Raw genomic sequence first — 23,955 nt, 5'->3', positions numbered from 1 at the left:
AAAGAAGTCCTTTCTCTTAACGAGAATAGGACTTCTTTTTTGTTATCATTTTCTTTACATATAGTTTTTCTATTTCAATATACAACTGCGCTAACTGAATATAAGAATGATAATTATTCGGTTTCTTTATAATGAACGAATATCGCTCTATAAAATTAACTGGTTGCACTTCCAATTCACTCGTAAAATCTTCTATTTTATTCAAACTATGAACAGGTTGCTCATTTAGCCAATATACAATTGATAATAAATGTGCTGCAAAAAGAATCATCGGACCTTCAGCTTCTTGTTTCTTTCTGTTTCGAAATAAAGTAGCAATGTCCTCATGCTTATTTTTCCATACATTCAACATTACCGGAATACTGTTTTCAATTTCATTCCACGGCTCATATTGTCTTTCCATATCATATATAAAATAAGTCTTTTGTATTGTTTCTTCAAATGACTGTTCTGTATAATACGCAATCGAATTTATACTTTCTTTAAAAAATGGTAAGCACCGAAATTCTCTCGGTATTTCTATCACTCGCTCCATCCTTTATTTCCCCTTCATTCGCTTCTTTCCTTCTCGGCATACTTCTAGTAAAGGGCACTCTTCACATTGTGGTCGCTGCGCTTTACAGTGATAACGTCCAAAGAAAATCATACGGTGATGTGTAACGCTCCATTCATCCATCGGAATTTTCTTCATTAATGTCTTTTCTACTTCTAACACCGAATCTTTCCATCTACAAATCGCTAACCGTTTACTCACTCTCTCTACATGCGTATCAACAGCAATTGCCGGAATACCAAACGCTACCGAAACAACTACGTTTGCTGTTTTCCGACCTACACCTGGTAACTTCGTAAGCTCATCTCGATCTTTCGGCACTTCCCCATTGTAATCATCTAATAACATTCTGCACAATTTTTGAATGTTTTTTGCTTTATTTCTATACAAACCAATAGAACGTATATCTTGTTGTAATTCTTCTAGCGAAACACTTAAATAATCTTCTGGTGTTTTATATTTTTGAAATAAATTTTTCGTCACTTTATTTACAAGTGCATCTGTACATTGTGCAGATAATGCTACCGCGATTACTAGTTCAAATGGATTATCATGAATTAATTCACAATGTGCTTCTGGGTACATATCCGCCATTGTGTCTAAACAATAGCGAATTTGCGTTTTATTTAACATATACTTCCTCCTACATTACTGCTCCAACCAATTATAAAAAGGCACTTTTCCAGTAAATTTCGTCTCTTGTTTTGTCGTTTGCTGCGTTCGTTGTTGATTTGCTCTAAATTTCCGTCCTTGGTTTTGGGCTTGATCTACTGTTTTAATACCATTCTTTTTCCATTCAAATAAAATACGATCAATATATCGGAAATTAAGCTTACCACTCATTACAGCTTCCCTGAGGGCCGCTTGAATTAAATTCGGATGATGTTGATCTTGATCTTCCCACATTCCCAACGTTTCACATTCAAAAGGAGAAAGTGGTCTTCCAAATTCTTTTTCAAATACTGTATATAAATTTACTTGCAATTGCTTTATTTCTTTTTGTTCTTCCTCTATTGATTCATTCATTAAGAAATGCAATATTTTTTCCCATAGCGGTTGTAAAGAATAACTTTCACACATCATCGCTTCTGATTTTTGTCCACCTTCTAGTGATAAAAAACCTTTTTGAATCAATGCCTGAATTACTTCCATACATTTCATTTCGGTAATCGTCATCCGTTCTGAAATCTCTGACGGAGTCGGAAATGAATTGCCCGATTCTAAAAATGTATGTACATGAAGTACAACCATAAATTCTGTTTCATTTAACCCTAATTTTTTATAATGCATCATAAGTAATTTTGGAATTGCAATGCTTCCCTGCTCAAACCACTGTAACATCATTTTCTTTTTCATCACCAAACACCTCGCTCTCTAGTATAACACACCTTTCGCTATTTCTTTTTGCCACAATTCGTCAAAAAAACCTCCCTATTATGTAGGAAGGTTTTTGTATTACATTAATAAAATATACAATTAAGCTTGCACTTTACTTTTCATAAACGTGTGAATACGTTCTAATGCTTTCTCCACTTGTTCAAGAGATGTCGCATATGATAAACGAACGTTATTTGGAGCACCAAATCCTGTACCTGGTACAAGAGCTACTTTTTCCTCTTCTAATAGAGCTTTTGCCCAATCATCAACAGTTTCGTATCCTGATAAAGCTACTGCTTCTTTTACATTAGGGAATAAGTAAAATGCACCTTGTGGTTTAATGCAAGTAAAGCCAGGGATTTGAATTAATTTATCATAAATAATGTTTAATCTCTCTTCAAATGCTTGACGCATTGTTTCTACAGGTTCTTGTGAGCCTGCATATGCCGCGATTGCGCCGTATTGAGCGATTGAAGTAGGGTTTGACGTACTATGACTCGCTAAGTTCGTCATCGCTTTAATAAGCTGCTTATTTCCTGCTGCATATCCAATACGCCATCCTGTCATAGAATGAGATTTAGATACACCATTAATAATAAGTGTTTGTTCTTTTAATGCATTAGAAAGCTGGGCAACCGAAGTATATTCTGCTCCACCATAAATTAATTTCTCATAAATTTCATCTGAAACGATTAAAATATTGTGTTCTAAACATACTTCTCCAAGCTGTTGTAATTCTTCTTTGCTGTAAATCATTCCTGTTGGATTGCTCGGTGAATTAATAATAACTGCTTTCGTTTTCTCTGTAATTGCCTCACGCAGCTGCTTCGCTGTAATTTTGTATTCATTATCTTCAAGGCCTTCTACATAAACTGGCTTACCACCAGCAAGCTTTACTTGTTCCGGATAACTTACCCAGTATGGCGTAGGGATGATAACTTCATCACCTTCATCAAGTAGCACTTGGAATAATGTATATAATGCATGCTTTGCGCCGTTACATACAATAATTTCAGACGGATCATACGCAATTCCTTGATCGCGAGTAAACTTCTTCACAATTTCTTGTTTTAACGCTTGTAACCCACCTGTTGGTGTATATTTCGTATGTCCTTCTAACATCGCTTTATGTGCAGCATCCATAATATGTTCTGGCGTATTAAAGTCAGGTTCTCCTGCTCCTAATCCAATTACATCATGACCTTCTGCTTTTAATGCTTGTGCCTTTGCTGTAATTTCTAAAGTTGCAGATGGTGTTAAAGCAGCTACTCGCTTTGCTAATTTCATTTGTAGTTCCCCCTACATCTATTTTTCAATGCTGTATCGTCGTAAAAACTGCCCATCTTTAAATGCAAGATAGTAATAACTATAACGATTTTCATCATCAATATATGTAACTTCCCATAATGGTATATTGTTTTCAAAGCCTAATTTTATTTTTAAAATTTCTTTAGGCTTACTTTTGTGCTCTTTACTGTCATCTCCGACTTGTTCAATCGTTCTTTGTAAAGCCTCTTTTTCAGAAATACCTTCACTCTTTTTCCTTACTATAGTTTCCCCTTTTTTCTCAGGCACCCAAACGATAAGTTGTTCTCCTTTTTCATCTGTACCTTGTACGACAGTATATGAAGATTCTCCGTTATAATAATCCACAGATTTTACTTTTACAAGCTTTGCTTTTTCTTTTGCAATTTCTACAGATTTTGCCTCTTTAGGGATTTTCTTTTCCATTGCTTTATTATAAACATACGCCCCATATATTCCGCTAGCAACGATTACGATAACGATTGCAAAGATCCACTTTTTCATTGTATCACTACGTTCTGTAAATCGTAAATACAGCTGTTTCTTTATCTTTTTCGTCTAATGCTAATCCGAACATGAGGTCCTGCTCTTTTAACGTACGATTCAAACTATCAACGATTTTATACAAGTCAGACGAATATTTAATACGCGTCGTTGATAGGACTTCGATTTTCTTATCCATGAAAAAACTCCTCCGTTACACAAAAATTTCTAATTATAGAAGAACGCAATGCGGTTACAATAAGAGTACATTCTTTACAACCCCTGCTTCATCACCCATCTATTATAGCAGGACATGTACAGCAAAAAAAGGTTTCAAGTCGAAAACCGATACATTTTGTATACAAGAAGTAAGAAAAATAAAATTCCTCCTACCCACATTTTTTACGCCCGAAGTTTACATGCACTTCAGGCGTATTTTTCCTTCCAATTTTATTCAATTGGCCGTTCCTTTAATTGTTCTAACAATTCTTCTAGAGGGCCTTCATAAAGCGGAACAGTTGGAATTGATTGTAAAAAACGTTTTCCATAGGAAGCGCTTGTCAAACGACGATCTAGTACAAACACCGTTCCGGTATCTGTACTTGTTCTAATAAGACGACCAAATCCTTGTTTAAAACGCAGTATTGCTTGCGGGAGTGCTAACTTAGCGAATACGTCCTCTCCTTGATTTTTTAACCACTCTCCTTTTGCTTCCATCATCGGTTGATGAGGAGGCGTAAAGGGAAGGCGGACAATAACAAGACAACTAAGGGCATCTCCAGGTATATCTATCCCTTCCCAAAAACTACTTGTTCCTAATAAAATTGATTTATCGAACTCTTGAAACTTACGAATGAGACGACTTCTGCTCTTATTATTCACACTTTGCGTTAATAATAAATAGCCTTCTAATTCCTCATCATTTTTCAAATTCGTATACGCTTCTTTCAACATTTCATACGAAGTGAACAAAACAAGCATTCTACCTTCTGTAGCTTTCGCTATTTTTGCAATATGAGCCGACACAGATTCAATATATTCTTCATTACTTGCTTGCTTAATAAAGGGCACATCCGTTGAAACCATTAATTTCATCTGTTCTTCAAAATGGAATGGTGATGGGACCTGTAATGTATTTGGAGCAAAATCATGTAAGCCTAGCTCTTCTTTTATATAGTCAAATGAATCGTTTACTGTTAGCGTTGCTGATGTGAAAATAACACTCTTTTTCTCTGTTAAAAATTCATCAGCAAATCTTTCACCAATATGAACAGGTTGCCCATATAAAACAGTTGAATGAATGGTTCCCTTCGTTTCAGTTTCCATCCATGTCACATATGAATTTTTTTCTAAAATGAGTACTTGTAAAGATTGCGCCATCTTTCTCAACAACTCAATTAAATGCATAAATTCACCTGTAACAACATGCATTTCCCATTCTAATTTACTTTGCAATATATCAACTTGCTTCTCAAGTGTAGAGAGTAATTTCCTTATATCATATACAAAGCGATTTGTTAACTCGGTAATACTATCCCATAACTTACCTTTCTCTACTTCCGTGTTATATCGATAAATGAGTGGCATATTGCTGATCCCTTGTTCCTGCTTTGTTTGTTTAAAGATGAATGCACGTAACATTTGGAATAGCTCATCCGCATCAAATTTCAATTCCTTCAAACTATGACTTACCATGCGGAAAGTAGAACGGGAGGCTTGCTCTGATTTTTTCATCATTTTATATACTTTAGAAAGTACATCATCTGTTTCTAGCGTACCAAGACGAGATAAAACTAGCTGGAAATACATACAGGAGAACTGTTCACCTAATGTTCTACTCGCTGCTTCCTCGATATGATGAGCCTCATCAAAAATAATATGCTCACATGAAGCAAACAGTGGTTCTTCACTTGAAAAATCTTGAAATAATAACGCATGATTTGTAATAACGATATCTGCAAATAATGCTCTATTCTTTGCTCGTTGATAAAAACAACGACTAAACCAGTTGCTTTGCATCCCACCCGGACTATGTACATCACTACAAATCCGGTTCCAAAGTAACTTTCCGCCCTCAGGAATATTTAATTCATCACGATCGCCCGTTTCCGTTTGCAATAACCACACTAAAATTTTTGCCTTCGTGAGCGCCATATCATAATTCTTCTCTTCTTCTTGCAAAGCATATTCAAATTTATGTAGACAAAGATAATGCTTTCTTCCTTTCAGAAGAGCTACTTCAAATGAAAATGGCATTATTTTCTGTAATAATGGAATTTCTTTTTCTAGTATTTGTTGCTGCAGTTGTACAGTTTGGGTACTTATGATGACAGGTTCTTCTTTTTTCTTTGCAAAATAAATACTTGGAAGCAAATATGCAAGAGTCTTTCCTGTTCCTGTTCCTGCTTCAATTAGTGAAAACCTAGAATCTCTTAGCGCTGTATATATTTCCTTCATCATACTCTGTTGGCTTTCTCTTTTTTCAAACTTTGGCATATTCGACTCAAGTTTATCAATTGTCTTATGCAAGAAAGCATCAAATTTAAATGCACATGTTTCACTTAAGTTTAAAGAATAATTTCGTTTTCGAAGGGCAATATTTCGATACACTTCATATCCCTCTGCTCCTTTTTTACCATGCATCATTTTCTTTAAAATATTTTCAGAAAGCACATCCGCTATATCACTTTGAAACACATCACTCAATTCATAAAGCGATTGCAAGGTGACAAGGGGTAACTTCTCAATTTCATTTAAAAATTGTAAAAACAATTCCGCTGTTGCAAGAGCATCACTATCCGCACGATGCGGTTGATCATGCTCTAATTCGTGTTGTTTAGCTAAATCACGTAATTTATAACTATCAGCCGTTGGCAAAAGAATTTGCGCCAACTCAACTGTATCAACTTTTGGACAATGTATTTCTGTATATCCAGCCTGCCTTAATTCTTCCGTTAAAAAATTCCAATCAAAGTGAACGTTATGTGCAACGAAAGCTGCACCTTGTAATAGCTCAACAACCATTGGGGCTACATCTTCAAATAACGGGGCTTGCTTAACCATACTCTCATCAATCCCTGTTAACTCTGTAATAAATGGTGGAATCTCTCTCTTCGGATTAATAAAAGATGAAAAAATCTCTAATATCTCTCCATCTTCCACTACAACAGCTGCAATTTGGGTAATTTTATCTTTCCCATCCTTCCAGGAGTTCCCTGTCGTCTCTAAATCCACAACGACATAACGCTTACTCATATATGTAACACCTCAATTTCTTACCTATCAAACAGAAAATTATATAATGTTACTATACCACGTTTTATCTCATCTTAATGAAAAGATGCACAAAAAAGGCTATCTCCATAATAGAGATAGCCTTCTTACTTATAATATCGTACCCGCTTTTTCAGCACCTAACATTTCAATAATTTGATTATCATCGTCTAATACTGCAATTTTCGGCTCTTGTTTATGAATATTTTCTTCTGCCACTAAACCGTAGCAAATAATAATAACTTTATCTCCTGGCTGTACAAGCCTTGCAGCTGCACCATTCAAACAAACAACACCGCTACCACGTTCTCCTTTAATAACATATGTCTCTAAGCGAGCACCATTATTATTATTTACAATTTGGACTTTTTCGTTTTCTACAATATTTACTGCATCCATTAAATCTTCATCAATTGTAATACTACCTACATAATTTAAATTTGCTTCTGTTACTGTTGCGCGATGTAGCTTCGCTCTCATCATTGTGCGAAACATAGATGCTCCCCCTTATTTAACCGTTAATGTTATATTGTCAATTAATCGTACATTGTCAAATTTAACTGCAATTGCTAAAATGATTCGTCCTTCAATTTTATCCACTACTTGTAGTGAAGGATACGCATATAAATCAGCATAATCTACAGTGCCTTTCGTATACGTCTCAATATACTCTTTCACAAGAGTTGTAATGATTTCTGCATTACGTTCTCCTGTCTCAATTCTTTCTTTCGCTATACATAGACTGCGGTATAAATGAGGAGCCTCTTCACGCTCTTCTGGTGATAAATACACGTTACGAGAACTTTTGGCTAATCCATCTTCTTCCCTTACAATATCCACCGGTACGATTGTAACCGGAATATTAAAATCAGCGACAAATCCTTCAATGACAGCAACTTGCTGTGCATCTTTCATACCGAAATAAGCACGTGTTGGCAATGTAATATTAAATAGTTTCATTAGTACAATCGCAACACCAGCGAAATGACCAGGTCTTTGTTTTCCGCATAACACATCGGTACGCTTCACAACTTCTACTGTTGTCGTTTGTTCTGCTGGATACATTTCTTCTACGCTCGGATAAAATAAATAATCTACACCGTTTTCTTTTGCTACATTTTCATCTCTATCAATATCACGAGGGTATCGATCTAAATCTTCATTTGGTCCAAACTGTAGCGGATTAACAAACACGCTTAAAACTACAATTTCATTTTCTTCTCTTGCCTTACGTAATAAAGTCGCATGACCTTCATGTAAATAACCCATCGTTGGGACAAAACCAATACTTTTTCCACTTGCACGTAGTTCGTTTGTAATTTGCTGCATCTCTTGCACTGTATTTATGATTTTCATTATTGTTTTCCTCCGTATAACGCTAAACATTCTTCCTCTTTCATTGTGAATGAATGTTTTTCTTCCGGAAATTGACCTGTCTTTACTTCAGTTACGTATTGTGAAATCCCTCGCACAATCTCCTCTTGAACAGACGTATATTGCTTCACAAATTTCGGAACACGATTTACGCCATATGAGATAAGATCATGATAAACGAGTACTTGCCCATCCACTTTTTGTCCTGCTCCAATTCCAATCGTTGGAATTGTTAGTTGCTTCGAAATAAATTCTGCTAGCTGCATTGGCACACATTCTAATACAAGTGCTATCGCACCAGCTTCCTCACATCTCTTCGCATCTTCTATTAATTTTTTTGCACTTTCAGCATCTTTTCCTTGTACTTTATAGCCACCTAACACTCCTACAGATTGAGGAGTTAAGCCTAAGTGTGCCACGACAGGAATTCCCGCACTCGTCAAGTAATGAATAGTTGATATCACTTCTCCTGCACCTTCTACCTTCAGTGCATGAGCACCACTCTCTTGAACGATGCGGCGTGCATTCACCATCGTATCTTGAGGCGACACATGATACGACATAAATGGCATATCAGTTACAATAAACGTCTCTTTCGCTCCTCGGCGTACAGCTTTCGTATGATGAATCATATCCTCTACTGTTACAGGTACTGTTGAATCATAGCCGAGCACAACCATCCCAAGGGAATCTCCAACTAAAATCATATCAACTTCCGCTTCTTCTGCTAACTTAGCAGATGGATAATCATACGCCGTTAGCATTGTAATCGGCTCACCTTGCTCTTTCATTTTCAAAAAATCTGTTTTTGTTTTCAAAAACTACTCCTCCTTTATACAGGAGAGAGGAGATGGCCGAAATCATATAAAAAACCCCTCTGGCCATAAAAGGGCAGAAGGGTTGTGTGTTAGTCGGCATTATTCATCCCTCTGTCCCAGTCCGTTATTGGATCAAGGCAGAATCCAAGTTATTATTTTTCGTATTGCTTCGAATCATAGTGCAGTTCGCTCTGATACTGCCCACATTCGAACTAATTATAGCAAACTCCAAAAAGGAATTACTACATTTTTTTGAAAAAATAATTTTTATTATTATTACGGTATGTGAAATTTATAAGTGAACGATTCAATCATAGAAAGATAAACTTTTTAAATACATGGTATAACTCATAAAATAATGATGCAGGTTAATTGAGGAGATATACTTACAAAAGGAGAATTGCGAATGTCTATAAACAAATGGTTATTTCGATTCATCGGTTTTCTTGTGATGCTTGTGGTAATAACAACTTTAAATTCCCTCAATGTATTTGCCTCAGTTAACAACTTGGCACAACCTATTGCGTCAGCGAAAGTGATTGAAGTTGAGCTAAACGATGATTACTTTAATCCAAACGTCATCACGATTCCAATTAACGAATCAACAACATTACTGTTGAAAAATAAAGGTAAGAGTGAGCATACCTTTACAATCAAAAAACTCGGTATTGATGTCGTCGTCGAGTCAGGAAAAGAAAAAAACATTACCGTGAAACCTAACAGTGCCGGTACATATGAATTAATATGTCGATACCATCTCCTCAAAGGAATGGAAGGTAAAGTAATCGTCAAATAAGAAGCAAACTCAACTGGACGATCTTTTAAAATAAAACTTAAATATTAAAAGATTTTATTAATATGGAAATAAAAAAGAAGTTCCAAAAGAGGAACTTCTTTTACTTAATTTCGATATCCGCAGAATGAATATGATGTACTTTTCCTTCATGGTCTTCTAGGAGCAATACACCATCCTCTGTAATTCCTTTTGCTATCCCTGTAATTGTCTCTCTCATCGTTCGAGCGTTAATTTCTTTCCCGATGCTTACAGCGTAACTTTCCCAAAGAATTTTAATGACAGAGAAACCATTTTGTAAATACTCTTCATATAATTTTTCTAGTTGTAAAAAGATTTGTTGCATAAGCTCCGCACGAACAATTGGCTTACCAGATTCAATCGCTAAAGAAGTAGCAATATGCTGAATTTCCTCATCAAAATGTTCTTGCTTTTGATTCGCATTAATACCAATACCCATAATGACAGCATTAATTTTATCAGGATCAGCTTGCATTTCTGTTAATATTCCTACAGCCTTTTTCCCTTGAATTAAAATATCATTCGGCCATTTTATTCCTACGTTTACACCTGTGCACTTTTCAATTGCTTGCGCAACGCTAACAGCGGCTAACAAAGTAAGTTGTGGTGCATGTTGAACCGGGATTGATGGGCGTAAAATAATACTCATCCAAATTCCTGTTCCTTTTGGTGAATGCCATTTTCTGCTTAAACGACCTCTACCCGCTGTTTGTTCTTCTGCCACAACAATTGTTCCTTCTTCTGCACCTTCATAAGCAAGCTTTGCTGCAATATGTTGCGTCGATTCAACGGACTCTTCAAAATACACTGTTCTACCAATATGTTTCGTTTGTAACCCTAACTGTATTTCATTCGCAGTCACTTTGTCTGGCTTACTTGCAATTCGATAACCTAATCGACGCACAGCTTCAAGTTCATATCCCTCATTCCGAAGGTCCTCCATATGTTTCCACACAGCAGTTCTTGAGCAACCAAGTTTATCACTAATCGTTTGACCAGATACAAACTCGCCATCCGCTTCCGAAAAAACTTGCAATAACTGCTTTCTTATAGTAGATTGCATTCTTGCAGCCACTCCCTTATACACTCTTTCTCATTTACTACGTTTCCTTGTACAATTGCTTCTTCAATTTTTTGAATCATTTCAGCAACCCACGGACCTGGCTTTTTATTTGCCCAGTTTAACAAATCATTCCCAGTCACATTCATCTCTTGTCGACTCTTAATTGGCAATGCTTGAAACAACGTTTGTACCCGGTTAACAGCTGTATGATCATAGCTTTCAATCATCGCTTCATATACTCTTTCTGCCATTTCAGCTATATGAATTCCCGTTTTATAAAGAAGAACTGTATCCCAATCCTTCTCCTTTCTCTTACGGATTGTTAATAAAACTGCGACGATATCTTTTATTTTTTTATTCGAAAACTTCCATTGACGTAAAAAGACAGCTGGATGTTCTTCTCCAATACAATATAAGAAAAACGCCCACGCCTCAATGTCTGCTTCAAAAGAATCCCATTTATACTGCGTAGCTTTTAACAATTTCTCTTCTGACATCTGTAAATATGGTAGATGAGAAAATAGTTTCGTTTCTACTAATTCTTTGAGAGCCTTCACACAATATGTGCCAGTTAACAGTTTTTCAAACTCCACTGTAATTCTCTCAATTGCTATATGTTCCAGCAAATGTCCATATGTTTCAATTGCTTGCTTCGTTTTCGTCTCTAAAGAAAAACCTAACGTACTTACGAACCGAATACCACGCATCATTCGCAGGGCATCTTCTTGAAACCGATCCGCAGCATTTCCCACTGTCACAATTTCTCTCTTTTGAATCGCTTCCTGTCCAGCAAATAAATCAACCATTTTTCCTTCTTCTGTCATTGCAATTGCATTCATTGTGAAATCACGACGTTTTAAATCCTCTTCTAATGAACGAACAAATTGAACACTACTAGGTCTTCGAAAGTCTTCATATTCACTCTCTGTTCGAAAAGTGGTTACCTCATAAGGCTCACCATTTTCTACGACAATTACAGTTCCATGTTCAAGACCAACAGGAACATGTCTTGGAAATATAGCCATCACTTCTTCTGGTAAAGCAGATGTCGCAATATCAATATCTCCAATCGGCCTATCGATAATAAGGTCTCTTACGCTTCCACCGACAAAGTAAGCCTCATGCCCTTGTTGCTTTAAAGTCTCAATAATAGAACTAGCTTTTTTAAATCTTTCCATTTTTGTCATCCCTTAGTACATCATAGTAAATCGTTTCATATTGTGAGACGATTTTTTCAGAGCGAAACTGCTCGTAAACACTTTCTCTTGCTCGCTCTCCCATATTACGGTGAAGTTCTTCATCCTTTAATAGCTGAATGGCTTGATCTGCCACTCCTGTTGTATCGCCAACTTCACATAAATATCCTGTATCACCATGTTGAATGACTTCTGGAATACCTCCAACCCTTGTTCCGATACAAGGTACACCACACGCCATCGCTTCTAATAAAACAAGACCAAAACTCTCTTTCTCTGATAAAAGCAACATTAAATCACTCATCGCAAGTAGTTCTGCAACATTATCTTGCTTCCCTAAGAATAAGACGCGATCTTCAATATGTAAATTTTTCACCAACTGTAAAATCGTGCAAAATTCTGGTCCATCTCCAACAAGAAGCAACTTCGCATCTACTTCTGTAACAATTTTAGCAAATGCCTGCACAACATCTTGCACACGTTTCACTTTACGGAAGTTTGAAATGTGAATGAGTATCTTTTCACTCTCACTTATACCGTATTCTTTCTTTAATTGGGTCATATCACGTTTGAAATATACACGTTCGTCTATAAAGTTATATACCGTTTGAATGTCTTTATTTGGTTTTACAAGCTCATGCGTTTCGTTAATTAATGAATGCGAGACAGCCGTCACAACATCAGATTGCTCAATACCAAAACGAATTAAATTATTTAGCGAAGGGTCGGATCCTAACACAGTAATATCTGTTCCATGCAAGGTTGTAACAATTTTAATACGCTCTCCAATCATTTGTTTTGCTAAATAAGCACAAATGGCATGTGGTATTGCGTAATGCACATGTAAAATGTCTAGGTTTTCTCTTTGTGCAACCTCTGCCATTTTACTCGCTAACGCTAAATCGTATGGTGGATATTGAAATACAGAGTATTGATTTACCGTCACTTCATGAAAATAAATGTTTGGATACACTTTATTTAACCGGAATGGTAAACCCGATGTAATAAAATGAATTTCATGCCCGCGTTCCGCTAATTGCTTTCCTAATTCTGTTCCAACAACTCCAGAACCACCTACAGAAGGATAACATGTAATACCTATTTTTAATTTCATTTACATCCCCCTATTAAATCAGCATGTAATAAAACCGGTTTCTTACTCATAAACCCTTCGGCATATAAAACTCCAACTTCTTTTCCAAACATTTTCTCACGGGCGACTACAGTTTCAACGTAACCTTCTGTTAACGGCGTTTTCACACCATCACTCCCTGTTGAAAACTGACTTTCATACGCTTCTAATGCTTCCACCTTTTGCGATACGTATTCACTAATATCTATACAAAAATTCGGTTTATGAAAACCATTAATCATATAATGATAAAAAGACTCCACACGATGTGGTGGAACCTCTGGCATATATTTGCGAATTCCCGCTGAAAAAATAGCTTCTTCCACAAGTTTTGCACAATTTGCATGATCTGGATGACGATCTTCATAATACGGCGCAAAAACTAGTTTTGGTTTATATGTACGAATTACCTTTACAATTTCACGTATATACTCTTCTTTCATATACAAACCACGGTCTGGCATCGCTAAATTTAGTCTCGTTTTTACTCCCATTATACGAGCTGCCGCCTTCGCTTCTTCTTTTCTTAACTCTATCGTTCCGTTAGAAGAAAGATCAGCTTCTGTTAAATCACAAATACCTACTTCATACCCTTGCTTCGTATATTTAGCAATGGTGCCAGCCATGCCGATTTCAACATCATCGGCATGAGCACCAAACGCTAATATATGTAATCCACTCATAATTGTTCCCCTCATTTTCTTAACTTGCGGTAATCTAAATCTCCTCGCTCTAATGCGTGCATTAACATTTCAGCACTTGCCATATTCGTCGCAAGTGGAATTGCATATACATCACATAAACGAAGCAATGCATTCACATCCGGTTCATGCGGCTGTGCTGTTAATGGATCGCGGAAGAAAATTACCATGTCTAAATCATTTTTCGCAATCATTGCACCAATTTCTTGATCGCCACCAAGAGGACCAGATTGATATCTTGTTACAACTAAACCGGTCGCTTCCATAATACGAAGCCCTGTCGTTCCTGTTGCAAATAATTCATGTTGTTCAAAAATTGGTTTATATGCGTATGCAAACGAAACCATGTCGTCTTTCTTTTTGTCATGTGCGATTAAGGCAATTTTCATCCGTTGTCTCCCCTTTAGTCGATAATATTTTCTAAACCGTACACAAGATGATCTAGATTCATTACTGTCTCAATTGATAGTTTTACACCAGACATAAATGATGCACGATTGAATGAATCATGACGAACTGTTAACATTTGTCCGTCTCCACCAAACATTACTTCTTGGTGTGCAATAAGTCCTGGTAAACGTACACTATGAATGTGAATGCCGTCTACGTTTGCACCACGAGCCCCTTCTAGTTGCTCTACTTCATTTGGATGACCTTGCTGCTTTGATTCACGATTTTGACGAATCAATTCTACTGTTTTTACCGCTGTACCAGATGGTGCATCTAGTTTTTGATCATGATGCAATTCAATTACTTCAACATCTTGGAAGTATTTCGCTGCCATTTGTGAGAATTTCATCATAAGAACTGCACCAATTGCAAAGTTTGGAGCGATAATTGTTCCTACTGCTTTTTCTCTCGCAGTCTCAGTTAATTGTTTTAGCTCTTCTTCAGTAAATCCAGTTGTACCAATAACAGAACGAAGTCCACGCTCAACTGCTAGTGTAACGTGTTGTTTCCCAACTTCTGGCGTTGTTAAATCTAACAACACATCTGCTTCTACTTCCTCTAAACAAGTATGTAAATCTCCATAAATAGGTGTATCTAGCGCTGGCATTCCCGGTAAATCAGAGATTTTCTCTCCACCATGCTTATAATCCACTGCTGCTACTAAATTAAAATGTTCCGTTCTTTCCATAAGAAGAACTGCTTCATGTCCCATACGTCCTCTTGGTCCAGCGATAATTACTTTAATTTCTTTCATTATTCTTTCTCTCCCTCATCAATACGTGTCCAGCGATCTTTATCGCGAGTATTAAATTTATTCATTACAATGTTATGTGCTGTTTCTAAATCAATATTTAAACTATTTGCCATACAAATCATAACAAATAATACATCTCCAAGCTCTTCTTCAATACTACGTTCTTTTTCAGTTGTTTTCTTCGGTTTCTCACCATAATAATGATTCACCTCTCTTGCAAGCTCCCCCATTTCTTCCGTTAAACGAGCCATCATTGCAAGTGGACTGAAATAACCTTCTTTAAACTGACCAATATATGCATCAACTTCTTTCTGCATATCCTTCATCGTTTTCGCTTCCATACAATTCACCTCTAATCCTTCCTCTTTCATGTTAGCCAATTCATCGCGATTTGACAAATATTATTCCCCGCCAAACACCTATTTGCGACCCTTTTTGGGAAAGATTATAATAAAGTGAAACTTCTTTTGCGTTTTTGGCAAAAAATCAACCAGAACCAATCGATTTTTATAGCCTTCACTATTTTCACTAGCAACTAGAAATTACTTATCATTATGTTTTACCGTTTCAGCGGAGCAATGCCATTTACATAATTAGGGGGATTTCTATATGACATCAAATTTGAAGATTCGAAATATCATTTTTATTTTAATCGGTTCCGCTATTTTTTCTTTCGGTATTGTGAATATCAATATTGAAAATCACCTTGCAGAAGGTGGATTTACCGGTATTACACTATTATTGTATTTTCTATTTAAGTTTGACCCTTCTTATTCAAACTTAATTTTAAATATCCCTATATTTTTTATTGGTTGGAAGTTACTTGGAAGAGCGACATTTATATATACACTAATCGGCACCTTTAGCGTATCTTTATTTCTATGGATTTTTCAGCGTTACGAAGTTCTCAACTTACATGTAAACTTACAAAATGATATGACACTCGCAGCTTTATTTGCTGGGGCATTTATTGGTATCGGTCTTGGGATCATATTTAAATACGGCGGAACTACTGGCGGTGTAGATATTATTGCGAGACTCGCTCATAAATATGTTGGCTGGAGTATGGGGAAAACGATGTTTATGTTTGATGCTATCGTCATTATCGTCTCTATCCTTACCTATTTATCATATCGCGAGGGTATGTATACGTTAGTTGCTGTTTTTATCGGGGCGAAAGTCATTGATTTTATGCAAGAAGGAGCCTATGCAGCAAAAGGAGCAACTATTATCTCCGATAAAAACGATGAAATTGCTGCTAAAATTTTATCTGAGATGGAGCGCGGAGCGACCTTTTTAAAAGCTGTTGGATCGTATACAAAAGTGGAACGGAACGTATTGTATTGCGTTGTGGCTAAAAATGAAATCGTGAAATTAAAAAATATTATTACTTCTGTAGATCCTCATGCATTTGTTGCAGTAAGTGACGTACATGATGTAGTTGGTGAAGGTTTTACGTTGGATGAAAATAAAAACCCATTACATACATAAACACAACTAGAAAAGCTTTTTAGCTTTTCTAGTTTTTTATTACGTATTGCTTAAGTTTCTCTAAATCCTCATAAATAAGCTCCAATAAGCCCCGATTATAAAAAATGGAAGCAGGATGGAAGGTCGGAAAAATATGATATTCTTTCTCTGACCATGTAAATTCTGCACTTTGCATATCCTTTAATTTTTGAATGGGCTGTTTTAATAATTGTCCGTGCACATCTGTAATCTTTTTATCTTTTCCTGCTAAACGTTGAAGACCGATATTGCCAAGCGTGACGATAAGCTTCGGATTTATTTTCTCTAATTCATAATCTAACAACGGTGCATGGGCAACTATTTCTCCTTGATTTGGCGTTCTATTATACTTTTTTTGTATGATTTCACCATTTCGTTCTTTTTTCTCTCGCCACTTATAAGGTCTACTCCGAACAGCACTCGTAATATATACTTCTTCCCTTGTAACGTGAATACGTTCTAAAAAACCCATTAATTGTTTTCCGGCTCTCCCGCTAAACGGAATCCCATTATGAATTTCTGTTTCACCAGGCGCTTCTCCTAACAACATAAATTTCGGATTTTCAGGGCCTTGTCCACTTAAAAAACCTTCTAATTGATAAGGAGCACTACGCTCTTTCACCTGTTTTACTAAATGGTCTGGATATTTCATTTCCCCACCGCCTTTCCGCATTACTTCTATTATTTCTATTTGCAATACATTATATAATTCAATCCACAAAACAAAAAAGACTATCAAAATTGATAGTCTTTAGTCGTCGCTACGCTGCATACCAGTATAAATTAATACGAGACGTAATAATTCAAATACCGCTACGGCTGCAGCTGCTACATATGTTAATGCTGCCGCATTTAATACTTTACGAGCTTGGCCATATTCATCTGTTGATACGATTCCTAACGCTTCAATTTGTTGCATCGCACGCTTTGATGCATCAAACTCAACTGGTAATGTAACGAGTTGGAACACAACACCTGCTGCCATTAAAATGATACCTAAAAATATCATGTTGGCCATCGATGCAAAAATACCGATCATAATAAATATCCAAGAAATATTTGAACCAAAGTTCGCAACTGGCACTAACGAATGACGAATACGCATAAAGTTATAATCTTTTGCATCTTGAATTGCGTGTCCTACTTCGTGTGCTGCAACTGCTGTACCAGCAACTGAATGACCGTAATAGTTATCTGTTGATAATCGAACTGTTTTGGCAGTTGGATCATAATGGTCTGATAAATGACCTGGTGTTTCTTCTACAGCTACGTTGTATAATCCATTTTCATCTAAGATTTTCCGAGCCACTTCTGCTCCTGTCATACCTGATGTTGAATAAACTTGTGAATACTTGCTATAGGCACTACGTACTTTTGACTGTGCATACAACGGTATGATCAAAATGATCGCGAAGTAAATTAAATAAAACATCATGAACCTCCATTGAAGTTTTAATTATAGTACTTCTCATTCTATTTTCTTCTGCCACCATTGTCAATGAATAAACCTTACAATCCGAATCTTTATTTATTACATTATCTATTCTTAGAATGTACATTACTTTTTCTTTTTTCTCTCTCTCCTTTATACTTTCTCCACCCAACATAAGTTAATGTGAATAAAATAAGACCTCCAGTAATTGTCATAAACCAAATGAGAGAAGGTGCAATTTCATCTTTTTTTACTGTATGAAATATTTTTTGCAAATCTCCTTTAATGATTCCTAATTGCATTTGCCCACCTTTTGTTTTTAACATAACGTTACGAAATTCATCTAAATAAGATAAATGGGCATTTACACGCTGCACTTCATTTTCTGGCAAGGCAATCATTAAGCTTGGATAAATAATATTAAATTCATGTAAAAATGTGTTTAACGTTTGTTGAAACTGTCCCGTATCTTCTTTTTTCATCGCTTTTTCCATTTGAGAAAAGGCATCCATTACTTTTCCTTCTCTTTCCATCCAAAGTGGTTGATATTTCGATACTTGCGCATCGACAGCGAGCTGCAGGGCTAACACATTATCAATTTTAACTTGTTTCCTTACATCTTCTTCCGCGAGAGATTGTTTCGCCTTGTCGTAAGCTAAAGAAATAACTCTAACTTGATCTGGCGTTACTTCCTGCTTCTTTTCATTCCCCTTTATTACAAACTGCTCCGAGAAATGTTGCAGTACTTGTACTGCTTTTTCATCTTCATTACGCTTCACTAATTGTAATGAGTCATCTAACAACCCTGTTAGTTCACTCCACTCCTCAGCATATATACGTAACGGAAACATGATAATTAGAAATGCAATCAGTCCAATTAATGTTCTCTTCATCACGGTCCCCCCTATAACTACTAGTACAAAATATGTTAATGTGGACAAGAATAGAACAGAACTGGACCGAAAAATATATTATCGTTTTACAAACAAAAAAAATTCTCTTTAAACAGAGAATTTTTCTTTTGAAATCCTTTTCTTTTTTACGAAATATTTATACAAGCTATAACAAATTATGCTACCACATAAAATAAATAATAAAATAGCACACGCTGCATGCATAAAAAACTCTTCTGGTAACATTAATATAATCGGATCCTTCTCAGGATCAAAAACCCAATAATCATTACTGAATAAAAGCTTATGGAATATCACAAAACTCTTTTCAAAATTAATAACAATCGGTAACATTAACGCTATTGGAAAAATGATTGTTAAAATAGATCCATGTAGTAAAAACTTTTCATTTTTCTTTTTTAACAAATACATGCCGCCTACTATTGCAATTATAATTGTCGCATACATTACATATTGAATCTTTACTAAAATGTTTTTCACATCTACAAAATGAACACGGCCATTTGTAGACATATCTAGTGTTGGCAAATGTAATGCTCCGTCATAAAATGGCGATAAATATGTGATAAGCACATCATAATTTCTTTTAATATCATCCTTCGTCATATCTGCTAAATCTGGAATGTTCAAAAAATCAATTTCAAAATAATATAGCCATTTTCCATATACAACCGCCGTTGTTGCGAGTGCAAATATAGAAAATGCTATGCTATATGAAACAATTATCGTAATCAATCGATCCAATATTTTTGTACCACTCGTATTTTTCTTCATTTTCTCCCCCTACATATTCTAACTATCATAAAGAAAACTGTTTTCGATTCTCACGTAAGCAATAATAATATGTCATACAAAGCACAGCAATGCTTAACCAGAACGTAAAATAACCAATTTCTCCTACAAACAAATGCATAATTCCGTATCTCGGCATTTGCCAGAACAAATAATCAATTGCATCATTATGTAATGTCCATATAGCGGCTACCGCAAAATGCCATTTTTTTATACGGTAAAACGGTGCATATAGCACTGCTTGTACTGCCATCGCAAAATGCGAAAGCATTAACATATACCCGATAAGGCCAATAGGACCTTTTACATAAATCATAACCCCATTTACAACAACAGCCCATATACCATATTTTATTAAAGTAACAATCGCTAGCGCCTCTATTAATCCCCAATTTCTCTTTATTAAAAAAGCGATTAAAACAAAGACAAAAAAAAGACTTGCCATAGGACTATCGGGTACAAACGGCCAAAATATAGGTAAAGTTTCTTTTAATTGATTTCCATACCATATGAATCCGTATATTGTACCTAATATGTTAACAACTAATAAAAATAATAATACGGAGCGTTGCCTTAACATTGCATACAAGTAAACCAAGCTGTATGTCCAACACCTTTCATTCTTTCATCAAACTCTACTCTATTATATAGTAAACTTTCTATCATCAAAATAAAAAGCTGACTACAAATTTTGTAGTCAGCTTTTTATTATTTTTTATTATACTTTGCAACGAATTCCGAAAGCTTCTTCAGTTCCTCATCTGTACCTTTAAATACACCTTTAGGCATGGAACCTTTTCCCTCTTTCGCAATTTTAGCAATTTCTTCTGGCTTCAAAGTTAAATTTTGCAGTGCTGGTGCTGCTGCGCCGCCCTGTAAATTGTCACCGTGACATGTTAAACAAGTATTTTTTTGCATTAATTTATAACCGTCATCATTTTTATCAACTGGTGCTGTTTTTACAATTGCTCCTTGTTTTTTTGCAGCTTCCCAGTCGTGGTGTGCTACAGATTCCCAAGTTAAAAAGATAATCGATGCAACTGCTAAAAGCATAAATCCCGTTGCTACAGGACGCTTCAATGGGCGTCTTTCTGGGCCTCGATCAAGAAATGGAGCTAACAGTAATGCGCCAAACGCAATCCCTGGCATAATGAACGCTCCAATTACAGTAAATGAGCCAGAAGCATAAGAATACTTTAATAACTGATACAAGAATAAGAAATACCAATCTGGAAGTGGTATATACCCAGCATCAGTTGGATCCGCCATTCTTTCAAGCGGTGACGGATGCGCCACTGTTAAACATAAATAACCGATTAAAAAAACTGCACCAACCATCCATTCTTTTAACAAGAAGTTCGGCCAAAATGCTTCTGTTTTCCCTGGGTATTCCGAATAGTCTTTTGGAATATTTGGTTTCCGAGCTACTGGTACCCGAGAATCTCCTACAAACTTCATCCCTTTGCCGCGATGCATAATCTCCCTCCTTTAGTTCTTTCCCCTTTAATTTAGCAATCTCTTATAGTGGACCGGAAATACCTTGTTTGCGAATCATGATGAAGTGGAAGGCCATTAAACCTAGAAGTGCTGCTGGTAAGAAGAAGACGTGAATAGCAAAGAAGCGAGTTAATGTTTGAGCGCCAACAATTTCGGAATGACCAGCGAGTAATGTTTTAATGTAAGGACCAATGAGCGGCGTTTGCTCTGCAATTTGAATCCCTACTTTCGTAGCAAATAACGCTTTCATATCCCACGGTAATAAATATCCGGTAAAACCAAGACCTAACATAACAAAGAAAATAAGAACACCAACAATCCAGTTTAGCTCACGAGGCTTTTTATACGCACCCTGGAAGAAAACTCTAAGTGTATGTAAAAACATCATTACAATGACGAGACTAGCACCCCAGTGGTGCATACCACGAACAATTTGCCCATATGCAACTTCATTTTGCAAATAATAAACCGATTCCCAAGCATTTTTAATATCAGGCACATAATACATCGTCAAAAACATTCCAGATAAAATTTGAATTACAGTAACGAAAAAGGTAAGTCCGCCAAAGCAATAAACGAATGCAGAAAAGTGATGTGCCGGGTTTACATGTTCAGGTACTTCATGATCAGCGATATCACGCCATATTGGTGTAATATCTAACCTTTCATCTACCCAATCATAAATTTTATTTAGCATCTACTTTGCACCCCCTCTTGGCTTCGCTTTTCCTAAGTACAGCGTTCCATCTTTCACTTTAGATTCGTATACATCAAGTGGAGCAAGGGGCGGCGTGCCTTTAATGTTTATCCCGTCTTTTGTGTAACGGCCCCCGTGACATGGACAAAAGAATTGATTCGGATGTGCTTTGTCCGAATTCCAGTTCACTGTACATCCTAAATGTTTACATACTGGAGAGAATGCAACAATGTCTCCGCTTTCATCTTTATGAACCCAAGCTGATTTTGGCTCTTCGGACTTGTACCAACCATCAACCTGCTTCACCTTAAAGTCGAAACGTTTCGGCTCTGTTGTAATATCCTTTACTTGTGCAACAGCAACCATATCCGTTCCCGCTTCTTTTCTTAACACCGGATCAAGCGCAAATCGCGTCATCGGCATTAAAATACCCGCTGCCATAAAGCCTCCTACCCCTGTAAGGGTGTAATTTAAAAACTGTCTTCTTGACACACGATGTTCTTTCTCGCTCACGAAAATTTCCCCCCTCTATCAGAAATTGTCCCCTCGTGATAAATTATATAAAAAATAAAAACTAGGACACTATCATGATATAATACGCTCATGCACAGGTCAATATCATACTACTCATAATAATAAGAACTTTCTGTTTATTATTATTTTCCCCATTTTTCTTCTAACATTACCATTATATTTTTTATATGTGCATGAATCACTTCTCTTTTCGCTTGATCACTAAATTGTTCTAACGCTAATGAAGGAAACCAAAATAAATCTCCCTGCAATTCTTGCATATCTTCTTTCCATGAAAAATCACTTGTAACATAAGCAATATGCTTAAAACCTTGCTTTTTCAAATGATTTGTCCATTCTTGCAAACGACCTTTTTCGTTTTTTTGACTTTCTACTAGATACGTAAATGCAGGTAATAAAAGCACTCTTCCTTTATATTCTCTTTCTAGCTCCATACTCAACAATTCGATAAATTCCCCTTGTTCTACTACCATTTTCATTTCTTTCGCTGCTGAAATTGATAAAAGTGGTATAACACCCGTATCTACATATTCTCTTGCTTGCTCAAACTGTTCCACATCTTTTACAATCCATTTCAAATGTCTTCCCTCCCCCGTCTATAAATGACAGAACTTTCACTTTATATATATTAAACCATACTAAAAGAGGTAAAAAAAGAAAAACTACCTATATTAAGGTAGTTTTTCTTGAAAAAGTCTGAAATTTGTAAAATTTTATGAATCCAAATGAATTCTATAACATCTTTAACTCCGCTGTTAACCTATGAAACGCTTCCTTATCTTGCTTATCCAGCGCTTCATCAATTTGTTTCAAAAGACGTTCTCTTCTAAAAGAAAATACACTTTCTTCTAAAAACCTTTCTGCAAGTAAACGATCTTTTTCATTTACTTCAATGTGCTTTGGTAAATATGGGTTTTCTTCTAATACAGCTACGTAATTGGCATTTTGAAACGATGATTTAAAATTGAGTTGAATATAAATATCCTCATCTCGATTTAAACGAATATCATGAAACGATTTTTCAGCATCTGTTGTCATAACATTTTGTTTAAAAAAGTGAAACGGTGTGTCTTTTACACAATTCGCGGACATTACTAAGCCACGCGGACAATATTTTGCATGCTCTACGAAGTGGACTTTATGCATCAATTGGTCGTGACTCATTAAATAATTCAAAATCCATACACATTCACGCTGTTTCAGTTGGTAATTATTCAAAAACCATTTTACAAAATCCTTCTTCTCGTTTACAGAAACAGGGGTATTCATAGCAATTAAGTCCCTCCT

29 protein-coding genes are annotated in these 23,955 nt (G+C 36.0%); 2 read left to right on the top strand and 27 right to left on the bottom strand.

Annotated features, from left to right (window positions below; genetic code table 11):
• Positions 1-16 precede the first annotated feature (16 nt).
• The 10 genes from PQF83_RS02515 to panB all read right to left on the bottom strand — a co-directional run bounded on the left by PQF83_RS02515 (position 17) and on the right by panB (position 9,183).
• The gene (locus PQF83_RS02515; RefSeq protein ID WP_000442682.1) at positions 17-535 is read right to left on the bottom strand and encodes a YpoC family protein; all 519 of its coding nucleotides are present in this window, start codon (positions 533-535) and stop codon (positions 17-19) included.
• Between the two features lie 3 nt (positions 536-538).
• The gene (gene nth / locus PQF83_RS02510) at positions 539-1,186 is read right to left on the bottom strand and encodes an endonuclease III (protein WP_000933025.1); all 648 of its coding nucleotides are present in this window, start codon (positions 1,184-1,186) and stop codon (positions 539-541) included.
• 15 nt (positions 1,187-1,201) lie between these two features.
• On the bottom strand, positions 1,202-1,909 hold the full coding sequence (gene dnaD / locus PQF83_RS02505) for a DNA replication protein DnaD (protein ID WP_000728540.1): 708 nt from the start codon (positions 1,907-1,909) through the stop codon (positions 1,202-1,204).
• A 120-nt stretch (positions 1,910-2,029) separates the two neighbouring features.
• Positions 2,030-3,217, bottom strand: coding sequence for an aspartate transaminase AspB (gene aspB, locus PQF83_RS02500; protein WP_000761548.1), 1,188 nt, complete (start codon positions 3,215-3,217; stop codon positions 2,030-2,032).
• A gap of 18 nt (positions 3,218-3,235) precedes the next feature.
• Positions 3,236-3,739 carry a cell wall elongation regulator TseB-like domain-containing protein gene (locus tag PQF83_RS02495; RefSeq protein ID WP_000758749.1) on the bottom strand — a complete coding sequence of 168 codons (504 nt, stop codon included), beginning with the start codon at positions 3,737-3,739 and terminating at the stop codon, positions 3,236-3,238.
• Positions 3,740-3,746: 7 nt separating this feature from the next.
• Positions 3,747-3,917, bottom strand: coding sequence for a YpmA family protein (locus tag PQF83_RS02490; protein ID WP_000358352.1), 171 nt, complete (start codon positions 3,915-3,917; stop codon positions 3,747-3,749).
• A gap of 251 nt (positions 3,918-4,168) precedes the next feature.
• On the bottom strand, positions 4,169-6,973 hold the full coding sequence (gene dinG, locus PQF83_RS02485; RefSeq protein WP_000044927.1) for an ATP-dependent DNA helicase DinG: 2,805 nt from the start codon (positions 6,971-6,973) through the stop codon (positions 4,169-4,171).
• A gap of 129 nt (positions 6,974-7,102) precedes the next feature.
• Positions 7,103-7,486, bottom strand: coding sequence for an aspartate 1-decarboxylase (panD, locus tag PQF83_RS02480; RefSeq protein WP_000490176.1), 384 nt, complete (start codon positions 7,484-7,486; stop codon positions 7,103-7,105).
• A 12-nt stretch (positions 7,487-7,498) separates the two neighbouring features.
• Positions 7,499-8,347 (bottom strand): pantoate--beta-alanine ligase, encoded by an 849-nt coding sequence (gene panC / locus PQF83_RS02475; RefSeq protein WP_000691778.1) that lies wholly within the window; start codon positions 8,345-8,347, stop codon positions 7,499-7,501.
• Positions 8,347-9,183: a 3-methyl-2-oxobutanoate hydroxymethyltransferase gene (gene panB, locus PQF83_RS02470; protein WP_000853114.1), complete on the bottom strand. Its 837-nt coding sequence runs from the start codon at positions 9,181-9,183 to the stop codon at positions 8,347-8,349. Before panB ends, panC begins: the two co-directional genes overlap by 1 nt.
• 406 nt (positions 9,184-9,589) lie before the next feature.
• Between panB and PQF83_RS02465 the strand changes: the two genes are divergently transcribed.
• Complete coding sequence (locus tag PQF83_RS02465) at positions 9,590-9,979, top strand: cupredoxin domain-containing protein (RefSeq protein WP_000026412.1); 390 nt, start codon at positions 9,590-9,592, stop codon at positions 9,977-9,979.
• Positions 9,980-10,079: 100 nt separating this feature from the next.
• On the opposite strand, the gene PQF83_RS02460 is transcribed toward PQF83_RS02465, so the two are convergent.
• Genes PQF83_RS02460 through PQF83_RS02430 form a run of 7 tightly spaced genes read right to left on the bottom strand, consistent with a single transcriptional unit; the run spans position 10,080 to position 15,634 of the window.
• Complete coding sequence (locus tag PQF83_RS02460) at positions 10,080-11,060, bottom strand: biotin--[acetyl-CoA-carboxylase] ligase (protein ID WP_001192048.1); 981 nt, start codon at positions 11,058-11,060, stop codon at positions 10,080-10,082.
• Positions 11,045-12,238 carry a CCA tRNA nucleotidyltransferase gene (locus PQF83_RS02455; RefSeq protein ID WP_000439308.1) on the bottom strand — a complete coding sequence of 398 codons (1,194 nt, stop codon included), beginning with the start codon at positions 12,236-12,238 and terminating at the stop codon, positions 11,045-11,047. Before PQF83_RS02455 ends, PQF83_RS02460 begins: the two co-directional genes overlap by 16 nt.
• Complete coding sequence (bshA, locus tag PQF83_RS02450) at positions 12,225-13,370, bottom strand: N-acetyl-alpha-D-glucosaminyl L-malate synthase BshA (RefSeq protein WP_000768296.1); 1,146 nt, start codon at positions 13,368-13,370, stop codon at positions 12,225-12,227. The genes PQF83_RS02455 and bshA overlap by 14 nt, the downstream gene beginning before the upstream one ends.
• Positions 13,367-14,071, bottom strand: coding sequence for a bacillithiol biosynthesis deacetylase BshB1 (bshB1, locus tag PQF83_RS02445; protein WP_000015666.1), 705 nt, complete (start codon positions 14,069-14,071; stop codon positions 13,367-13,369). The genes bshA and bshB1 overlap by 4 nt, the downstream gene beginning before the upstream one ends.
• Before the next feature lie 11 nt (positions 14,072-14,082).
• Positions 14,083-14,478: a methylglyoxal synthase gene (mgsA, locus tag PQF83_RS02440; protein ID WP_000684755.1), complete on the bottom strand. Its 396-nt coding sequence runs from the start codon at positions 14,476-14,478 to the stop codon at positions 14,083-14,085.
• Positions 14,479-14,492: 14 nt separating this feature from the next.
• Entirely contained in the window at positions 14,493-15,293 is an 801-nt protein-coding gene (gene dapB / locus PQF83_RS02435) for a dihydrodipicolinate reductase (protein ID WP_000658807.1), read from the bottom strand.
• Positions 15,293-15,634, bottom strand: coding sequence for a nucleotide pyrophosphohydrolase (locus PQF83_RS02430; RefSeq protein WP_002108639.1), 342 nt, complete (start codon positions 15,632-15,634; stop codon positions 15,293-15,295). The genes dapB and PQF83_RS02430 overlap by 1 nt, the downstream gene beginning before the upstream one ends.
• A gap of 268 nt (positions 15,635-15,902) precedes the next feature.
• On the opposite strand from PQF83_RS02430, the gene PQF83_RS02425 reads away from it, so the two are divergent.
• Positions 15,903-16,784, top strand: a complete 882-nt coding sequence (locus PQF83_RS02425) for a YitT family protein (RefSeq protein ID WP_000203301.1) — start codon at positions 15,903-15,905, stop codon at positions 16,782-16,784.
• A 28-nt stretch (positions 16,785-16,812) separates the two neighbouring features.
• On the opposite strand, the gene PQF83_RS02420 is transcribed toward PQF83_RS02425, so the two are convergent.
• From PQF83_RS02420 to PQF83_RS02375, 10 genes are all read right to left on the bottom strand, one after another.
• Positions 16,813-17,454, bottom strand: a complete 642-nt coding sequence (locus PQF83_RS02420) for a uracil-DNA glycosylase (RefSeq protein ID WP_000876851.1) — start codon at positions 17,452-17,454, stop codon at positions 16,813-16,815.
• Positions 17,455-17,553: 99 nt separating this feature from the next.
• Positions 17,554-18,234 carry a zinc metallopeptidase gene (locus PQF83_RS02415; RefSeq protein ID WP_000499536.1) on the bottom strand — a complete coding sequence of 227 codons (681 nt, stop codon included), beginning with the start codon at positions 18,232-18,234 and terminating at the stop codon, positions 17,554-17,556.
• Between the two features lie 104 nt (positions 18,235-18,338).
• Entirely contained in the window at positions 18,339-19,127 is a 789-nt protein-coding gene (gene ypjB, locus PQF83_RS02410) for a sporulation protein YpjB (RefSeq protein WP_000831595.1), read from the bottom strand.
• A gap of 108 nt (positions 19,128-19,235) precedes the next feature.
• Positions 19,236-19,922: a lipoprotein intramolecular transacylase Lit gene (lit, locus tag PQF83_RS02405; protein WP_000742533.1), complete on the bottom strand. Its 687-nt coding sequence runs from the start codon at positions 19,920-19,922 to the stop codon at positions 19,236-19,238.
• A 25-nt stretch (positions 19,923-19,947) separates the two neighbouring features.
• Positions 19,948-20,538: a DUF1405 domain-containing protein gene (locus PQF83_RS02400; RefSeq protein WP_000262820.1), complete on the bottom strand. Its 591-nt coding sequence runs from the start codon at positions 20,536-20,538 to the stop codon at positions 19,948-19,950.
• A 110-nt stretch (positions 20,539-20,648) separates the two neighbouring features.
• Positions 20,649-21,416: a menaquinol-cytochrome c reductase cytochrome b/c subunit gene (gene qcrC, locus PQF83_RS02395; protein ID WP_000554606.1), complete on the bottom strand. Its 768-nt coding sequence runs from the start codon at positions 21,414-21,416 to the stop codon at positions 20,649-20,651.
• Positions 21,417-21,459: 43 nt separating this feature from the next.
• Positions 21,460-22,134 carry a menaquinol-cytochrome c reductase cytochrome b subunit gene (gene qcrB, locus PQF83_RS02390; RefSeq protein WP_000932700.1) on the bottom strand — a complete coding sequence of 225 codons (675 nt, stop codon included), beginning with the start codon at positions 22,132-22,134 and terminating at the stop codon, positions 21,460-21,462.
• Positions 22,135-22,647, bottom strand: coding sequence for a menaquinol-cytochrome c reductase iron-sulfur subunit (qcrA, locus tag PQF83_RS02385; protein WP_001290418.1), 513 nt, complete (start codon positions 22,645-22,647; stop codon positions 22,135-22,137).
• A gap of 143 nt (positions 22,648-22,790) precedes the next feature.
• Positions 22,791-23,246 carry a YpiF family protein gene (locus PQF83_RS02380; RefSeq protein WP_000871307.1) on the bottom strand — a complete coding sequence of 152 codons (456 nt, stop codon included), beginning with the start codon at positions 23,244-23,246 and terminating at the stop codon, positions 22,791-22,793.
• A gap of 154 nt (positions 23,247-23,400) precedes the next feature.
• On the bottom strand, positions 23,401-23,937 hold the full coding sequence (locus PQF83_RS02375) for a ReoY family proteolytic degradation factor (RefSeq protein WP_001095923.1): 537 nt from the start codon (positions 23,935-23,937) through the stop codon (positions 23,401-23,403).
• Between the last annotated feature and the right edge of the window lie 18 nt (positions 23,938-23,955).

The organism is Bacillus sp. FF-1 (genome assembly GCF_028548245.1).
Classification (GTDB): domain Bacteria; phylum Bacillota; class Bacilli; order Bacillales; family Bacillaceae_G; genus Bacillus_A; species Bacillus_A paranthracis.
The sequence above is the reverse complement of the archived record's forward strand: the minus strand, read 5'-3'. Positions and strand labels throughout refer to the sequence as shown.

What these genes read in the sequence shown, in the direction of transcription:
- dnaD (WP_000728540.1), bottom strand. Translation starts at nt 1,909, where the DNA reads ATGAAAAAGAAAATGATGTTACAGTGGTTTGAGCAGGGAAGCATTGCA.
- nth (WP_000933025.1), bottom strand. Translation starts at nt 1,186, where the DNA reads ATGTTAAATAAAACGCAAATTCGCTATTGTTTAGACACAATGGCGGAT.
- PQF83_RS02460 (WP_001192048.1), bottom strand. Translation starts at nt 11,060, where the DNA reads ATGCAATCTACTATAAGAAAGCAGTTATTGCAAGTTTTTTCGGAAGCG.
- PQF83_RS02425 (WP_000203301.1), top strand. Translation starts at nt 15,903, where the DNA reads ATGACATCAAATTTGAAGATTCGAAATATCATTTTTATTTTAATCGGT.
- aspB (WP_000761548.1), bottom strand. Translation starts at nt 3,217, where the DNA reads ATGAAATTAGCAAAGCGAGTAGCTGCTTTAACACCATCTGCAACTTTA.
- qcrB (WP_000932700.1), bottom strand. Translation starts at nt 22,134, where the DNA reads ATGCTAAATAAAATTTATGATTGGGTAGATGAAAGGTTAGATATTACA.
- bshA (WP_000768296.1), bottom strand. Translation starts at nt 13,370, where the DNA reads ATGAAATTAAAAATAGGTATTACATGTTATCCTTCTGTAGGTGGTTCT.
- dinG (WP_000044927.1), bottom strand. Translation starts at nt 6,973, where the DNA reads ATGAGTAAGCGTTATGTCGTTGTGGATTTAGAGACGACAGGGAACTCC.
- ypjB (WP_000831595.1), bottom strand. Translation starts at nt 19,127, where the DNA reads ATGAAGAGAACATTAATTGGACTGATTGCATTTCTAATTATCATGTTT.
- PQF83_RS02430 (WP_002108639.1), bottom strand. Translation starts at nt 15,634, where the DNA reads ATGGAAGCGAAAACGATGAAGGATATGCAGAAAGAAGTTGATGCATAT.
- PQF83_RS02495 (WP_000758749.1), bottom strand. Translation starts at nt 3,739, where the DNA reads ATGAAAAAGTGGATCTTTGCAATCGTTATCGTAATCGTTGCTAGCGGA.
- qcrC (WP_000554606.1), bottom strand. Translation starts at nt 21,416, where the DNA reads ATGCATCGCGGCAAAGGGATGAAGTTTGTAGGAGATTCTCGGGTACCA.
- PQF83_RS02420 (WP_000876851.1), bottom strand. Translation starts at nt 17,454, where the DNA reads ATGAAATATCCAGACCATTTAGTAAAACAGGTGAAAGAGCGTAGTGCT.
- PQF83_RS02415 (WP_000499536.1), bottom strand. Translation starts at nt 18,234, where the DNA reads ATGTTTTATTTAATTTACTTCGCGATCATTTTGATCATACCGTTGTAT.
- panC (WP_000691778.1), bottom strand. Translation starts at nt 8,347, where the DNA reads ATGAAAATCATAAATACAGTGCAAGAGATGCAGCAAATTACAAACGAA.
- mgsA (WP_000684755.1), bottom strand. Translation starts at nt 14,478, where the DNA reads ATGAAAATTGCCTTAATCGCACATGACAAAAAGAAAGACGACATGGTT.
- dapB (WP_000658807.1), bottom strand. Translation starts at nt 15,293, where the DNA reads ATGAAAGAAATTAAAGTAATTATCGCTGGACCAAGAGGACGTATGGGA.
- PQF83_RS02515 (WP_000442682.1), bottom strand. Translation starts at nt 535, where the DNA reads ATGGAGCGAGTGATAGAAATACCGAGAGAATTTCGGTGCTTACCATTT.
- PQF83_RS02375 (WP_001095923.1), bottom strand. Translation starts at nt 23,937, where the DNA reads ATGAATACCCCTGTTTCTGTAAACGAGAAGAAGGATTTTGTAAAATGG.
- PQF83_RS02490 (WP_000358352.1), bottom strand. Translation starts at nt 3,917, where the DNA reads ATGGATAAGAAAATCGAAGTCCTATCAACGACGCGTATTAAATATTCG.
- PQF83_RS02465 (WP_000026412.1), top strand. Translation starts at nt 9,590, where the DNA reads ATGTCTATAAACAAATGGTTATTTCGATTCATCGGTTTTCTTGTGATG.
- PQF83_RS02455 (WP_000439308.1), bottom strand. Translation starts at nt 12,238, where the DNA reads ATGGAAAGATTTAAAAAAGCTAGTTCTATTATTGAGACTTTAAAGCAA.
- lit (WP_000742533.1), bottom strand. Translation starts at nt 19,922, where the DNA reads ATGAAGAAAAATACGAGTGGTACAAAAATATTGGATCGATTGATTACG.
- panD (WP_000490176.1), bottom strand. Translation starts at nt 7,486, where the DNA reads ATGTTTCGCACAATGATGAGAGCGAAGCTACATCGCGCAACAGTAACA.
- bshB1 (WP_000015666.1), bottom strand. Translation starts at nt 14,071, where the DNA reads ATGAGTGGATTACATATATTAGCGTTTGGTGCTCATGCCGATGATGTT.